The following is a 14767-nucleotide window of genomic DNA, read 5'->3' as shown; positions in this document are numbered from 1 at the left end:
ATTCTTGCACATATTGGCTTTCGGGCCACTCGCGCCGTCAAAATGCGATGAATCAGGATTGGCGCATGACGTTGAGCACCACCCCCGCCCCCACGCGGACCCGCAGGATCCACCGCGCCTGGTGGGTCGCGGCCGTGGCCTTCGTGGCCATCCTCGGCGCGGCCGGCTTCCGCGCCACCCCCGGCGTGCTGATCACCCCGCTGCACGACGAGTTCGGCTGGAGCACGGGCACGATCTCGCTGGCCGTGTCGATCAACCTGGTGCTCTACGGGCTGACCGCGCCCTTCGCCGCCGCGCTGATGGACCGCTTCGGCATGCGCCGCGTGGTGTCGCTGGCCCTGCTGCTGGTCGCGGTGGGCAGCGGGCTCACCGTGATCATGACGGCGAGCTGGCACCTGCTGCTGTTCTGGGGCGTGTTCATCGGGCTCGGCACCGGGTCGATGGCGCTGGTGTTCGCCGCCACGGTGACCGACCGCTGGTTCGTCCGGCACCGCGGGCTGGTCACCGGCATCCTGACCGCGGCGGGCGCGACGGGGCAGCTCATCTTCCTGCCCGTGCTGGCCTGGCTCGCCGAGGGGCCGGGCTGGCGGGCCGCCTCCCTGACGGTGGCGGGCGCCGCGCTCGCGGTGGTGCCGTTCGTCTGGTGGCTGCTGCGCGACCACCCCGAGGAGGTGGGCACGACGGCGCTCGGTGCCGAGGCGGGCGCCGTACGGACCGGGCCGGCCGGCGGGAACGCGGCGGCGCGGGCGCTGACGGTGCTGCGCTCGGCCGCGCGCACGCGGCCCTTCTGGTTCCTCGCCGGCGGCTTCGCGATCTGCGGCATGAGCACCAACGGCCTGGTCGGCACGCACTTCATCCCCGCCGCGCACGACCACGGCATGGCCGAGCCGGTCGCCGCCGGCCTGCTCGCGATCATCGGGATCTTCGACATCGCCGGGACGGTCGCCTCCGGCTGGCTCAGCGACAAGGTCAACCCCAAGCTGCTGCTCGGCGTCTACTACGGACTGCGCGGCCTGTCGCTGATGCTGCTGCCCGGCCTGTTCGCGGCCACCACCGAGCCCAGCATGCTGATCTTCATCGTCTTCTACGGCCTGGACTGGGTGGCCACCGTGCCCCCGACCGTCGCCCTGTGCCGCCAGATCTACGGCCAGGACGGCGCGGTCGTGTTCGGCTGGGTGTTCGCCTCGCACCAGGTGGGCGCCGCCGTGGCCGCCGTGGGCGCCGGCCTGACCCGCGACCATCTCGGCGCCTACGACCTGGCCTGGTACGCCGCCGGCGCCCTCTGCCTCCTGGCCGCGGGAATGTCCCTGGCCATCCGGCATGCTAGACGGTGATGAACGAGACCGAACTGATGGTCCTCCCCCTCGTGGTCAGGATCGAGAGGGCCGCTCCCCCCGAGCGCACCGACGCGCTGGAGGCCGCCGCCATGGCCGTGCTGAGCCTGCTGGACGACCCGGGGGAGTGGGCCGCCGAGCTGCACGCCTGGCAGTCCACCGGCAAGATCCGCAAGGTGGTGCGGCGCGCCAGGGGCGCCGAGTGGCGCAGGGCCGCCGCGCTTCCCGGCCGCACGGTCGAGCACCGCACGGCGCAGGTGCGGGTGCACCCGCCCGTCCCGCTCGACGCCTGGCCCAAGGACCTGGCCCGGCTCCAGGTGGGCGGCACCGAGCTGAGCGACGCCGCCGAGCCCGGCGACCCGCCCGCCGGCCCGCCGGTGCTGTGGGAGAACCCCGTGCTGACCATGTCGGCGGGCAAGGCCATGGCCCAGGCCGGGCACGCCGCGCAGCTCGCCTGGTGGGCCAGTGACGAGGCCGAGCGGGCCGCCTGGCGGGCCGACGGCCTGGCCGTCTCCGTGCGCGCCGCGCCCGGCAGGGACGACTTCGACGCCAAGGTGGCCGCCGGGCTGCCCGTGGTGCGCGACGCCGGGTTCACCGAGATCGAGCCGGGTTCGTGCACGTTCGTCGCCGAGGCGCCCTGGCTCCTCGGGCGGGTCGCTAGATCGTGAAGACGTCGGCCAGCACGCCGCCCGCCGGGGTGATCCGGGCGGGCGACGGGCTGTCGTAGACGACCATGAGCCGGCCGTCGGGCAGCACGGCCAGCCCCTCCGGATGGTCGTCGCCGACGCCGTAGGGCAGCTCCAGGACCGTCTCCAGGTCGTGCGCGGGCACCAGCCCGCCGCCCTGCCGCTCCCGCCAGCGCACGACCCGCACCGGGCCGTCCAGGCTCATCGTCGGGCCGGTGAGCAGCAGCAGGTCGCCGCCGTGCGGGCACATGTCCCGCACGCCCAGCCCGCCGAGGTCGAGGAAGTGCTTGCGGTACGGCCCGTCGAGCCGTAACCGGCCGCCGCCGTCGTCCACCGGACGGATCTCCAGCACCACCGCCCAGCCGCGCAGCACCGGCCCGCGCAGCCCCAGGTAGACCCGCTCGCCCACGACCGCGATGCCCTCGATGTCGAGCCCGTTGTCCTTGCCCGGCAGCGCCAGGAACGGCGCCAGATGGCGGTCGCCGGACAGCATGGCGGCGACGTTGCGCTCGCCGGAAAGGATCGCGCCGGGCAGCGGACGCTCGCCGGTCCCGTCCAGCGGCAGGCGGACCAGGATGAACCGGTTCTCCTCGCGGACGACCGTGCCCAGCCGCCTGATCGACTTCTCCGGCGAGCCCGGCTTGGCCTTGCGGCGTTTGAGGCTGTGCGAGCCGACCGCCCACAGATGGCCGTCGGCCCTGGCCAGGCCCTCGATGTCGGCCTCGTCGAAGCGTCCGGCGGGCAGGTCCACGTAGTCGGCCAGGAAGAAGGAGCGTTCGTCGCCGAAGTGGTCGCCGGTCCAGGTGAGCCGCTCGACGGTGGCGGTCTCGTCGCCGGCCACCCACAGTCCCGACGGCTCCCACCTGACCGCGGAGAGATTCGTGTGCGTCTGGGCGAACCGGGAGTCCTCGCCGAACCGCAGTTCCACCTGTTCCACCCCGCCATGATTGCACTTCGGTCGCTTCACACACGCAATGGCGGGATATGTCGTACGCTCCCGTCGTGCTCCATGGGGAAGATGAGACCGAGGGTTCACGAGTGAGAACCACAGACCGCCCTGCGAACCCTGTTTCACCGCCCAGGCGCTCCCGCATCGGCGATGTCCGCATGCGGTCGATCTATCGGGGGCTCGCCGTTGTGGCGGCCGTGGCGGTCGGCGCCACAGTGATCGTCCTGGCGCTCCCGTCCGGGCCGGACGAGGTCGTGGCGGGGCCGGTAACCGCGCCGCCGGCCGCACCCGCCTCGTCCGCACCCGCCTCGTCCGCGCAGGCCCCCACGCCGTCGGCCACCCCCACGCCGACGTCGTCCGCCACGCCGACGTCCGCTCTCACCCCGACCCCGTCGCCGGGCGCCTCGCTCGCCCCCGGCTACACCGCCATGCAGGCCCTGTACGCCGACCCGCGGGTGCCCCGCCTGACCGGCCGCGTCAAGCGGATGGCCCTGCCCCGGCCGGCCAGGCGCCTGGTGAAGGACACGCGCACCGGCCTGGCCGTGCCCCGGCTGGGCAAGCCGTGGAAGACGCACGGGGCGGCGCCGTTCACCAGCAAGCAGGTGCTGCCGGCGGTGCGCGGCGGCATGCTGCGCGGCATGCTGGTGACCTGCCCGCTGCCGATCATGGAGCAGAGGTCGCCGCGCGACACGGCGCTGCTGGCCGCGCGCTGGACGCTCAACCACCACCCCAAGGGCTCCAAGATCAGCTGGCTCGCCTCGCAACGGGTTAAAACCGGATGGATGCTCGTATATCGCGTCAAATACGGCAAACATTCCTCCCGAGCGGCCGTCGTGGTCATGGACGGGGGAATGAGCAAGCCAGGACTTGCGTTCGTCACAGTGCCTGACTCGCAGAGAAAGCGTTGGCGTGATATTGGCCGCGTGGTCTCAGGAGTGCGTGTTCTAGGCTAGAAAGATCATGTATGCGGCGATGTGGGGGAGTGACGCCGTGGAACGCTCTGGACCGCCGCAGGCACCGAACAAGGGCAAGGTCAAGCCGCCCTGGCGCTCGGAAGGCCTGCCCGGTTCGCCAGGCGGGCGGCCGAAGATCAACTGGTGGCGCTTCGTCGTCACCTTGCTCGTGGTGTACGCGGGCTTCTTCGTCGTCTCCTCCCTGGTCGACAACAACTCGGTCGAGACGATCTCCTACACGGAGTTCACCAAGCAGGTCGAGGCGAAGAACGTCAAGGACATCTACGCCCAGGGGCTGTCGGTCGAGGGCGACCTGAGGAGCGCGGCCAAGAACCCCGAGAGCAACGAGTCCTACACCAAGTTCCAGACCGAGATCCCCGCCTTCGCCAACACCGACCAGCTCGACCAGCAGCTCAAGTCGGCCCAGGTGGAGACCACGTCCAAGCCGCTGACCCGCGGCTTCTTCTCCAACCTGCTGCTGTCGCTGCTGCCCGTGCTGCTGCTGGCCGGCCTGTGGATCTGGGTCATGCGCCGCGGCGCCAGTATGATGGGCGGCGGCCTGAGCGGGCTGGGCAAGTCCAAGGCCGCCAAGCCGGTCGAGGCCCACAAGGTGCGTGTCACGTTCGACGACGTCGCCGGCATCGACGAGGTGGAGAACGAGCTCGTCGAGGTCGTCGACTACCTGAAGGACCCCGGCAAGTACCGCAGGCTGGGCGCCAAGCTGCCCAAGGGCGTGCTGCTGGCCGGCCCTCCCGGCACCGGCAAGACGCTGCTGGCCAGGGCCGTGGCGGGCGAGGCCAAGGTGCCGTACTTCTCGGCCAGCGCCTCCGAGTTCATCGAGATGATCGTCGGCGTGGGCGCCTCGCGCGTCCGCGACCTGTTCGAGGAGGCGCGCAAGGTCGCGCCCTCGATCGTGTTCATCGACGAGATCGACGCCATCGGACGGGCCCGCGGCGGCGCGGGCGGCATCGGCGGCCACGACGAGCGCGAGCAGACGCTGAACCAGATCCTCACCGAGATGGACGGCTTCTCCGGCGCCGAGGGCGTGATCGTCATCGGGGCCACCAACCGGCCCGAGATCCTCGACCCGGCGCTGCTGCGTCCCGGGCGCTTCGACCGCACGGTGCAGGTGGGCCTGCCCGACGCGGCCGGACGCACGGCCATCCTGGAGGTCCACTCGCGCGGCGTGCCGCTCGACGGCGAGGTCAGCCTCGACCGCATCGCCAAGACCACCCCCGGCATGACCGGCGCCGACCTGGCCAACCTGGTCAACGAGGCCGCACTCCTCGCCGCCAAGCGCGGCAAGGAGAAGGTCGACATGTCCGACTTCGCGGACGCGCTGGAGAAGCTCCAGCTCGGCGCGGCCCGCAGCATCGTGATGCCGGAGGAGGAGCGCACCCGCACCGCCTTCCACGAGGCCGGGCACGCCCTGCTCGGCATGCTCCAGCCCGGCGCCGACCCGGTCAGGAAGATCTCGATCATCCCCCGCGGCCGGGCGCTCGGCGTCACGCTGTCCACCCCCGACACCGACCGCTACGCCTACGACGAGCCGTACCTGCGCGGGCGCATCACCGGCGCGCTCGGCGGCATGGCGGCCGAGCAGGTCGTCTACGGCATCATCACCACCGGCGCCGAGAACGACCTCGAACAGGTCACCATGATCGCGCGCGGCATGGTGGGCCGCTGGGGCATGTCGGAGAAGATCGGCCCGCTGACCATCCTGCCCAACGACGGCTCCTCGCCGCAGGCGTCGCCGGCCACGCTGGCCACCGTCGACGAGGAGGCGCGGCGCATCGTGGACGAGTGCTACGAGCGCGCCGTCCAGGTGCTCACCGAGAACCGCGAACGGCTCGACGGCATCGTGGCGGCCCTGCTCGAACACGAGACGCTCGACGAGGCGAGCGCGTACGCCGCCGCCGGCCTGGCCAGCGGCAGCAAGCAGCCCGCCCTCGACTGAGCCCCGCGGGAGACCCGCCTTTCCCGAGACTTAGGGGAACCCCGGCCTTGCCTCGATCACGGCCGGGGAACGTCTCCCGCGACTCGGATCGGGGGACTGCCTTGACACTGAATGACGAGCTTCTCGCCCAGCTCGGCGACTCAGGCGTAGACCAGATCGCCGGCATGCTCGGCACCGACACGGCCACGGCGCGCAAGGTCGTCGAGGCCGTGGCCGGCACCGTCATCGGCGGCATGGCCCGCAACGCCGAGCACCCCGACGGCGCCGAGGCCCTGCGCAGTGCCCTCGACGACCACGTCGACGCCGACCCCTTCAACGGCGACGTGGCCTCGCTGACCCGCGACGGCCACAGCATCCTCGGCCACGTCCTCGGCGGCCAGGGCACCGAACGGGCCGCGGCCGGGCTCTCGCAACTGGCCGGCGTCAGCTCCGGCACCATCATGCGGCTGCTCCCGCTCGTCGCCCCCATGGTCATGTCCCTCCTGGCCGGCCGCGCCGCCAAGGCCAACATGGACGCCTCCGCCCTGGCCGCCGACCTGCGCGCGGAGCACGCCTCGCTGCCCGGCGGCCTCGGCCAGCTGCTCGACGGCCTGCTGAGCGGCATCTTCGGCGGCACCGTCCCGGCCCAGGGCGGCCCGTACGACCCGGCCGACCGGCAGCCCGCGAGGGGCGCCCCCAACCACGACTGGTGACCGCGCGGGCCTTCGGTAAGCTGGGACGGTGATCGTTCTGGCCTCTGCCTCGCCCACCCGCCTCACCGTTCTGCGCAACGCCGGCCTCGACCCCAAGGTGATCGTCTCCGGGGTGGACGAGGACGCCTTCTCCGCGCACTCGCCGGCGGCGCTCAGCCTCGTCCTGGCCAAGGCCAAGGCGCAGGCCGTCGCGAGCGGGCTGGAGGAGGGGCTGGTCATCGGCTGCGACTCGATCCTCGAGCTCGACGGCCGCCCCTACGGCAAGCCCGGCACCCCCGAGGAGGCCGTCGAGCGCTGGCGCATCATGCGCGGGCGCACCGGCCGCCTGGTCACCGGCCACTGCGTGATCGACGTGCCGGCCGGCCGGCAGGCGGCGCAGGTGGCCACCACCGTGGTGCGCTTCGGCCAGCCGTCGGAGGAGGAGATCGCCGCCTACGTCGCCACCGGCGAGCCGCTCGGCCTGGCCGGCGGGTTCAGCATCGAGGGCCGCGGCGGCTGGTTCGTCGAGGGCATCGAGGGCGACCACGGCAACGTGCTCGGGGTGTCCCTGCCGCTGCTGCGCGAGCTGTTCGACGAGCTGGGTTACGCGGTCACGTCGTTCTGGCGCTAGCCTGCCGGGCATGCGATCTCTGCGCGACTTCGCCGCCGGCGTCGGCTTCTTCTTCCAGGGTCTCGGCTGGGTGTCGCGGCACGGCCGGTGGTGGCTGTTCGGGCTGATCCCGGCGGTGATCGCGTTCGCCGTCTACGTGGCGGCGCTGATCCTGCTCGGCACCCACGCGCGCGACCTGGCCGAGTTCTTCACCCCGTTCGCCGACTCGTGGAGCTGGGCCGACCTGTTCCGCACGCTCGTCGGCATCGCGCTCTTCCTCGGCGGGCTGGCGCTGGCGGTGCTGACGTTCACGGCGCTGACGCTGGCGATCGGCGAGCCGTTCTACGAACGGCTCTCGGCCGAGGCCGACCCGCTGCCCGGCGCGGTGGAGCAGCCGTGGTGGCGTACGCTGCCCCGCTCGATCAGGGACAGCCTGGTCACCCTGTTCTACGTGCTGCTGTTCACCGTGCCGCTGTTCTTCCTGGGGTTCGTGCCGGTGATCGGCCAGACGGTGGTGCCCCTGGTCGGCGCCTTCGTCTCCGGGTTCTTCCTGACGGTCGAGCTCACCACGCTGGCCCTCGAACGCCGGGGGGTGGCCAGGAAGGAACGGTTCGCGCTGCTGCGCCGGAACATGGCGACCACGCTGGGGTTCGGGGTGGTGGGGTTCCTGCTGTTCCTGGTGCCGTTCGTGGCGGTGGTGGCCATGCCGGCCGCGGTGGCCGGCGCCGCCTTGCTCGTACGCGCCCGCACAACCGCCACCCCACCCCCCGACCCCACCCCCAACCCCACCCACCTGACCCCACCGGCATAAGCCCATCCGCACGCCCTGCCCCGCCTCGCCCCACCCGCGTGATCCCCACCCGCGTGATCCCCACCGGCCTGACTCCCCACCTGCGTAACCCCTCACCGGCGTAACTCCCCACCCGCGTGATCTCAGCGGCGTGACCCCCACCCGCGTGGCCCCCACCGGCCTGACTCCCCACCCTGCGGCTCCGCCCCCTGACCTGCCGGTTTGTTTCATTCGCGCGCGTCGTCCACAGGGTGGGCCGTCGGGGCGCTCGTCGTCCACAGAACCGCGCTCGGGCGCTTTCGCGGCGTGCCTGCCCGGCACCCTTGACGCTCATGACGACCAACGCCCCGGCCCCCTGCCTCACGCTCACCAGCCCAGCCGACATCCTGGCCGCCGTCCCCTATCTGGTCGGCTTCCACCCCCACGACAGCCTGGTCGTGGTCGGCCTCCACCGGGGCCAGGCCATGGTGGCCGCGAGGTGGGACCTCCCGTTCCCCCGGGGCACCCTCGACCCCCTCACCGGCCTGCTGTCCCGTGAAGGCGTCACCGAGCTGGTCATCGTCGGCTACGGCGGAGGCGACACGGTCACACCCGCCGTCGACGAGGCCAGGCGGCTCGCCGCCGCATCGGAGATCCGCGTGGGCGAGGCCCTCCGCGCCCACGAGGGCCGCTACTGGTCCTACGTCTGCGACCTGCCCCGGTGCTGCCCGCCCGAAGGCACCCCGTACGACCCGACCACCAGCCAGATCGCCGCCGAGGCCACCGTGCGCGGCCTGGTCGCCCTCCCCGACCGCCGCAGTCTCGAACGCACGATCGCCCCCGCCGCCGGCCCGGTCCGCATGGCGATGCGCCAGGCCACCGCCACCGCCGTCGCCGAGGTCCGCGCCCGCCTGGTGGCCGCCCCAGACCTGGACACCTTCGCCCGCGGCTACGTCGCCGAGGCCCTCGCCGAAGTCCGCGCGACCCTGACCGCCCACCCCGGCGGCGTCCGCCTCGACGACATCGCAGCCGCCCGGCTGGGCCTGGCCCTGACCGTGATCAGAGTCCGCGACGAAGCCTGGACCATGATGCGCGAGGCCCACCTGCCCCTGTGGAAGGACCTCACCCGCCGCCTGGAGCCCCGCTTCGTCCCGCCGGCCGCCTCCCTGCTGGCCATGGCGGCCTGGCGCTCGGGCGACAACATCCTGGCCACCATCGCCCTCGAACGCGCTCTCACCACCGACCCCCACTACTCGATGGCCAACCTCCTGATGCACGCCCTGCAGAGCCTGCTCTCACCCGCCGTCGTCCGGGACCGCCTGCCCAGCCCCGCCGAGCTCGACACCGCCATGGGCCCGGCCAACGGCGGCTGGCTGATCCCCATGCTCGGCCTGCTCGACGACGTCCCGTCCCCGCCGGTGCCCGACCGGCACGAGGGACTGGGTGGGAGCGCATGAAGAAAGGGTGCCGGTGGCTTCCACCAGCACCCTTCCCGCCGGAACTACAGGCTGCCTTCTTCGCGGCGCCGGCGCTCGTTGTACGCCCGCATCCGAGGGGGATAGCCCGTCAGCTGCACGTCGTACACCGGTAACGCCAGATCTCGGGCCACCTTGTGGATCACCGCGGGCGACCCGACCCTGCGCCTGGTCCACTCGCCGTCGTCGGCCACCGCCACAGCGGTCGTGTCGGTGGCGAACGTCTCAGGCTCGACGTAGAACTCGACGCCACGCCGCGAACGTGCGAAGGCGATGAGCGCTTCGATGTCGGCATCGGTCGCCTCGCGGTCGAACCGCGCGATCTTCTGCCCGCGCAGCCGACGGATACCGTAGCGGTCTCGCCATCTCATGGATCCTTTTTATACCGTCCGGAGCGCCGGTGTCGGGGATGATCTCGGGGACAGCTCGGGGTTTCTCCCGATGGCACGTCCGGCTCCGAGGCCGCAGTATGAAAGTTGACTGCCGATTCCAAGGAGAGGCATGACCATCATGGCTGGGGTACCCAAGACCCCCGGGCCGGGACAGGTGCCGCCAGCTCATCTGCGCGTCACCCACCAGGACCGAGAGCACGTCGTCGAGCACGTCAAGGCTGCCTACGCGGAGGGCCGCTTCGACAAGCTGGAGTTCGACGACCGGCTGGAACGTGCGATGACCGCGCGTACGCACGGCGACCTGATGCCCATCATGAACGAGCTGTACGGGACGATGGCGGTGCCGAGACTCGCGCCGCCGATGCCCCGGCCGGTCCGTCCGGAACGGGCTCCGGAGAGCAACGAACGCCTCCAGGCCGCCTTCGGCCACCTGCTGGTGGCCATCGGGATCCCGGTGGTGGGCCCGTTGATCCTGCTGCTCACGTCGGCCAAGACCTCGCCGTACCTGCGACGGCAGGCGCTGGAGGCCCTGAACTTCCAGCTCACCGTGGTGGGGGTGAGCTGCATTCTGTCGGTCACCGTCATCGGCATCGTGCTGCTGCCGCTGATCTGGGTCGGCGCCGTCGTCATGGGCATCGTCGGTGGCATCTCGGCCCTGTCCGAGAGCAGCTTCCGCTACCCGCTGACGGTCCGCCTGGTCAAGTGACACCTCCCGGCAGCACGCGGGGGAGCCTGCTCTCAACGAAACGGCGGCGTGCGCCCGGGGTGGAGAAAGGCCGCCGCGCGACGGCGGCTGATGAACGGACGCGCGGATCGCAGATGCGGGGGCCTCGCGGATAGCGGATGTCGGGGGGATATCCGGAAGATTGACCGCGACGTCCGAGAATCCGGATCAGGACCAAGCGATGCCGGGGCCCAGGGAACTCAGATCGGGCCCAAGGGACGTCGGGGGACGTCCCCGGTAATGGCGGGGACCGGGGGCCGGGGCACGCGATATCCGGACCAAGGGACGTCGGGGACGTCCGGGGACATCGGGGGCGTCCCCGGGGTGCGGGGGATTCCGGGTCGGGGGGCCTGAGGGGTCACGGGATCATGGCCGGATCGAGGTGTCCGGGGATGCGGAGGGGCAGGGAATCTGGGGTCGAGGACCAGGAGGCATCAGCGCCGCGACCGGGGAGCGGGACCGAAGGATGTCGGGGGACATCTGGGGTGCCGAGTGCCCGGAGGTTCGCGTGGCGATGGTGCCGTAGAGGCCCGGCCCGCCCCCAGGGGACGAATGAGCGGGGGCAGGGCCGAGGAGAGACCGGACGCGGTCAGCGGGCCAGGACTTCGTAGCGGACGGTCATCACGCCCGCGCCCAGGCTGCCGATCGCGTCGAACGCGGCCCTGGAGAGGTCGAGGCACCGGCCGCCCACGTACGGGCCGCGGTCGTTGATGCGTACGGTGACCGACGAGCCGTTGCGCGGGTTGGTGACGCGGACGCGGCTGCCCAGCGGAAGGGTCTTGTGGGCGGCGGTCATGGCGGAGGGGTTGAAGCGTTCGCCGCTGGCCGTCATCTGGGGCTCGCCGTAGTACGAGGCGCCACACGTCCCGGAGGACAGGACGCGGACCTTCGGCTTCGTGGCCCGGAGCTTGACCGGCTTCACGGTTTTGGTCGTCTTCTTCGCCGTGTCGGACGTTGCCGCGTCGGATGCCGCCGTGTCGGACGAGGCCGTGTCGGAGGCCGACGGCTCGGTGGCGTCGGGCCGGGCGGCGGCGGGGGCCTTCGGCGCGGGGTTGGCGCCGTGCGGGGAGTTCGGGACGTTCTTCGCGCTCGGCCCAGAAGCGGTGGAGGGCGAGGCGCTGGGGCTCGAAGCCGTGAGAGCCGGGGTGGTGGTCCTGGCCTGGGAGACGTTGGCCGCGACCGGCGGGTTGGGGCTGCCGGTGGAGGTGGTCGCCGTGGCGGCGTCCTTGGCGGAGGTGGTGCCGGGGGCGTCGTTGCCGACGGCGGCCCAGGCGGTGGTCGAGGCGGCGGCCACTACGGCGGCCCCCGCGGCGATGGCGGTCCAGCGGCGCTTGCCCGGGGAGAGCTTGCGGTCGTTGGGGGACGATTTGTGGGAGTGCTGGCCCAAGGTAAACCACGGTCCTAGCTAGGGGACAGGAAAGAGAAAGGCCAGGTCAAGGGGGGTGGGAGGCGTGTGACGGCCTGTCCGCCCGCAAGGGATGGGGATCCGGCGGGCGAGGACGAACATATGCGACAAACAGCAGGTAAAGACAACTTAATGCGACATACAGTGACATATCTCACTTAAGGGCGCAAGAGGCCCAGAACGCCGAGCGTACGCCGAGGATCTTGGGGTTTCCGAAGAACGACAGAACTCGTCTAACACCACGCTCCAGGCCAACCCGACAACCTCGGCGCACAAACGGACCAACCTGATCTATGACCGCAACCGGGCCGACCTGAGCCAAGGCCGCGAACGGCCCAACCGCCCCTCAGGTCGTGAGCGAGGGAATCCGCCTCGGCAGAACCCGGCGACAAGACGGCCGACCCCTCCACGACGCTCTTCACTCGCCGCTGTGGCTGGTTCTCGGGCGTGCAGTCCCCCTGGGAAGGGGCAGGGGAATGCGGGCCAAGGCGGGCTGTCCCAGCGTGCTGGCCTTTGGGAGCTGCTTTGCCTGCTCCCCGGACAGGCAGCCCGTCTGGCGGCGTGCGCGGGGGGATGCGATGGCAAGGCGGGGCACCCCCTGCTCACCAGCGTCACGCGTTGCTCCGCCTGCTCTCCAAGCGTGCGATTTGTCCGCGGAGTGCGTGCGCGTGGGATCTGCTGGCAAGGCGGGCCAGCGGTCGTTGGGTGCGGATATGCAGGGCGGCCGTGCAGTCCGGCAGGCGTGGTCAGAGCATGAGGGAGCGGACGGTGGCGACGGTGTCGGCGTCTTCGGGGCGTTTGTCCGGGCGGTAGCGCAGCACCCGGGCGAAGCGCAGCGCCATCCCCCCGGGGTAGCGCGGCGAACGCTGCACGCCGTCGAAGGCGACCTCCACGACCAGCTCGGGCCGCAGCTTGACCGCCCACTCGTCGGTGGGGCCGTCGGCGAGTTCGAGGAAGCGTTCGGTCTGCCAGGCCAGCAGCTCGTCGGTGAGCCCCTTGAACGTCTTGCCGAGCATGACGAACCCGCCCTCGGGGTCGCGCGCGCCCAGGTGCAGGTTGGACAGCTTGCCCTCGCGCCGGCCATGGCCCCACTCGGCCGCCAGGACGACCAGGTCGAGCGTGTGCCGGGGCTTGACCTTGATCCAGCCCGCGCCGCGCCGGCCGGCCGCGTACGGCGAGGACAGGGACTTCACCACCAGGCCCTCGTGCCCCGCCTTGACCACGTCGGTGAAGAACTTCTCCGCCTCGGCCACGTCGGCGGTGATCAGCCGCGGCGTCAGCAGGCCGGGCGGGACGGCGCGGGCCAGGGCCTCCTGGCGCTGCGAGTACGGCAGGTCGAGCAGGTCGGCGCCGTCGGCGCGCAGCGCGTCGAAGAAGAACACGCTGAGCGGGGTCTGCTCGCGCAGCCTGGCGACGTCGGTCTTGCTGGAGACGCGGCTCGCGGTCACCTGGAACGGGTGGGGACGCCCGTCCGGCCGCAGCGCGAGGACCTCGCCGTCGAGCACCAGGTCGGCGGAGTCGAGCCCGAGCACCGCCTCGACCAGCTCGGGCACCTGCGCGGTGATGTCGTCGAGGGTGCGGGTGAAGACCCGCACCTGCGTGCCCGAGCGGTGGGCCTGCACGCGTACGCCGTCGAGCTTCCACTCCAGGGACGCGGGCGAACCGGCCTTCTCCAGCGCGGCGGCCACGTTGGGCGCGCTGCCGGCGAGCATGGGGGAGACCGGCCGCCCCACCTCCAGCTTGAACGCGTGCAGCGCCGCCACGCCGCCCGTCAGCGCCGCCGCGCCCACGGCGGGCAGCCAGCCGCGCAGGGTGAGCGCCCGCCGCACGTCGGCCGACGGCGCGCCGGACGCCTTGGCCAGCGCTTCGATCATCACGCCGTCGAGGGCGCCCTGGCGCAGCTCGCCGTTGAGCAGCCTGCGCATGAACTGCTGCTCCTGGCTGGTCAGCCCGGCGAACAGCTCGGCGACCAGCGCTCTGCGCGCCGCCTGCGAGCCGGGGCCGGAGACGGCCTTGATGCGGGTCAGCAGCGCGTCGACGGTCGTGAGGGTGGCAGTGGCGGCGAGTTTGGGCTGCGGGACGTCCTCCAGCGAGCGCCAGCCCACGCCGACCTGGCGCTGCGGCAGGTCGCCCGACAGGTAGGCGATGGCGATCTCCGCCTCGTCCGGGCCGACCCGGGCGAGCAGCTCGGCCAGATGCCCGACCTTGCCCAGCCGTGCGGAGGTGCGCGTCACCGCGTCGGAGGTCCGGACCACGTCGATCAGAAGCACACCGCTATCGTGCCTCACCACGCCGACATTTCCCCACCCGATATGTCCCGGGTTTTCCAAAGCAGGGGTAGCCGGGCGGGCCGCCGTCGGCGGCCCGCCCGGTCCGGTCTAGCTGACGCCGAGCAGGTCGACCACGAAGATCAGCGTCTCGCCGCCCTTGATGCGCGGCGGCGCGCCGCGGTCGCCGTAACCGAGGTGCGGCGGGATGACGAGCTTGCGACGGCCGCCGACCTTCATCCCGGCGACGCCGCGGTCCCAGCCCGCGATGACGCGGCCGCCCCCGAGCGGGAACTCGAACGCCTGGCCGCGGTTCCACGACGCGTCGAACTCCTCCCCGGACGAGAACGAGACACCCACGTAGTGGACGCTGACGTTGTGGCCCGGCTTGGCCTCGGGGCCAGTGCCTTCGACGAGGTCGACGATCTCCAGGTCGGCGGGCGGGTTGCCCTCGGGGAAGTCGATCTCGGGCTTCTCGAGTGCCACGAATGTGCTCCTGTTGACGATGACAATAACCCGACGACTCTATGCCGTCGGGGTACGGCCGTCGTTCATGGCCGCCCCTTCTCCCGGCG

Annotated in this window: 14 protein-coding genes; 9 read left to right on the top strand and 5 right to left on the bottom strand. The window is 71.9% G+C overall.

Annotated elements, in window-relative coordinates:
- The first annotated feature begins 65 nt into the window (after positions 1–65).
- Together ABT158_RS26925 and ABT158_RS26920 are read left to right on the top strand one after the other, a co-directional pair.
- Positions 66–1334, top strand: a complete 1269-nt coding sequence (locus tag ABT158_RS26925; RefSeq protein ID WP_352357884.1) for an MFS transporter — start codon at positions 66–68, stop codon at positions 1332–1334.
- The gene (locus ABT158_RS26920; protein WP_352357882.1) at positions 1334–2002 is read left to right on the top strand and encodes a peptidyl-tRNA hydrolase; all 669 of its coding nucleotides are present in this window, start codon (positions 1334–1336) and stop codon (positions 2000–2002) included. The genes ABT158_RS26925 and ABT158_RS26920 overlap by 1 nt, the downstream gene beginning before the upstream one ends.
- Here ABT158_RS26920 and ABT158_RS26915 read toward each other — a convergent pair.
- Positions 1992–2957: a DUF3616 domain-containing protein gene (locus ABT158_RS26915; RefSeq protein WP_352357880.1), complete on the bottom strand. Its 966-nt coding sequence runs from the start codon at positions 2955–2957 to the stop codon at positions 1992–1994. The genes ABT158_RS26920 and ABT158_RS26915 overlap by 11 nt on opposite strands.
- 170 nt (positions 2958–3127) lie before the next feature.
- Here ABT158_RS26915 and ABT158_RS26910 point away from each other — a divergent pair, with 170 nt between their 5' ends.
- The 6 genes from ABT158_RS26910 to ABT158_RS26885 all read left to right on the top strand — a co-directional run bounded on the left by ABT158_RS26910 (position 3128) and on the right by ABT158_RS26885 (position 9386).
- On the top strand, positions 3128–3922 hold the full coding sequence (locus ABT158_RS26910) for a hypothetical protein (RefSeq protein WP_352357878.1): 795 nt from the start codon (positions 3128–3130) through the stop codon (positions 3920–3922).
- Between the two features lie 37 nt (positions 3923–3959).
- On the top strand, positions 3960–5879 hold the full coding sequence (gene ftsH, locus ABT158_RS26905; protein ID WP_352357877.1) for an ATP-dependent zinc metalloprotease FtsH: 1920 nt from the start codon (positions 3960–3962) through the stop codon (positions 5877–5879).
- A gap of 101 nt (positions 5880–5980) precedes the next feature.
- Complete coding sequence (locus tag ABT158_RS26900) at positions 5981–6571, top strand: DUF937 domain-containing protein (RefSeq protein ID WP_352357875.1); 591 nt, start codon at positions 5981–5983, stop codon at positions 6569–6571.
- Positions 6572–6599: 28 nt separating this feature from the next.
- On the top strand, positions 6600–7181 hold the full coding sequence (locus ABT158_RS26895; protein ID WP_352327805.1) for a Maf family protein: 582 nt from the start codon (positions 6600–6602) through the stop codon (positions 7179–7181).
- 10 nt (positions 7182–7191) lie between these two features.
- A complete protein-coding gene (locus tag ABT158_RS26890; protein WP_352357873.1) occupies positions 7192–7971 on the top strand; it encodes an EI24 domain-containing protein in 780 nt (259 codons plus the stop codon).
- A 311-nt stretch (positions 7972–8282) separates the two neighbouring features.
- Positions 8283–9386 (top strand): DUF4192 domain-containing protein, encoded by a 1104-nt coding sequence (locus tag ABT158_RS26885; protein ID WP_352357871.1) that lies wholly within the window; start codon positions 8283–8285, stop codon positions 9384–9386.
- Positions 9387–9430: 44 nt separating this feature from the next.
- Here the strand turns inward: ABT158_RS26885 and ABT158_RS26880 are convergent, their stop codons facing one another.
- Positions 9431–9775, bottom strand: coding sequence for a hypothetical protein (locus ABT158_RS26880; RefSeq protein ID WP_352327808.1), 345 nt, complete (start codon positions 9773–9775; stop codon positions 9431–9433).
- Positions 9776–9905: 130 nt separating this feature from the next.
- Here ABT158_RS26880 and ABT158_RS26875 point away from each other — a divergent pair, with 130 nt between their 5' ends.
- Complete coding sequence (locus ABT158_RS26875; protein ID WP_352357869.1) at positions 9906–10502, top strand: DUF1707 and DUF4870 domain-containing protein; 597 nt, start codon at positions 9906–9908, stop codon at positions 10500–10502.
- Between the two features lie 607 nt (positions 10503–11109).
- Here ABT158_RS26875 and ABT158_RS26870 read toward each other — a convergent pair.
- From ABT158_RS26870 to ABT158_RS26860, 3 genes are all read right to left on the bottom strand, one after another.
- Positions 11110–11907 (bottom strand): septal ring lytic transglycosylase RlpA family protein, encoded by a 798-nt coding sequence (locus tag ABT158_RS26870; RefSeq protein ID WP_352357867.1) that lies wholly within the window; start codon positions 11905–11907, stop codon positions 11110–11112.
- A gap of 764 nt (positions 11908–12671) precedes the next feature.
- Positions 12672–14195: an ATP-dependent DNA ligase gene (locus tag ABT158_RS26865; RefSeq protein WP_352357865.1), complete on the bottom strand. Its 1524-nt coding sequence runs from the start codon at positions 14193–14195 to the stop codon at positions 12672–12674.
- A gap of 108 nt (positions 14196–14303) precedes the next feature.
- On the bottom strand, positions 14304–14678 hold the full coding sequence (locus ABT158_RS26860; RefSeq protein WP_352357863.1) for an FKBP-type peptidyl-prolyl cis-trans isomerase: 375 nt from the start codon (positions 14676–14678) through the stop codon (positions 14304–14306).
- Positions 14679–14767 lie beyond the last annotated feature (89 nt).

The sequence above is a fragment of the Nonomuraea sp. NPDC001636 genome, from assembly GCF_040298265.1.
GTDB lineage: Bacteria > Actinomycetota > Actinomycetes > Streptosporangiales > Streptosporangiaceae > Nonomuraea.
Note: the sequence above shows the minus strand (reverse complement) of the source record. Positions and strands in the feature narration are given on the sequence as shown.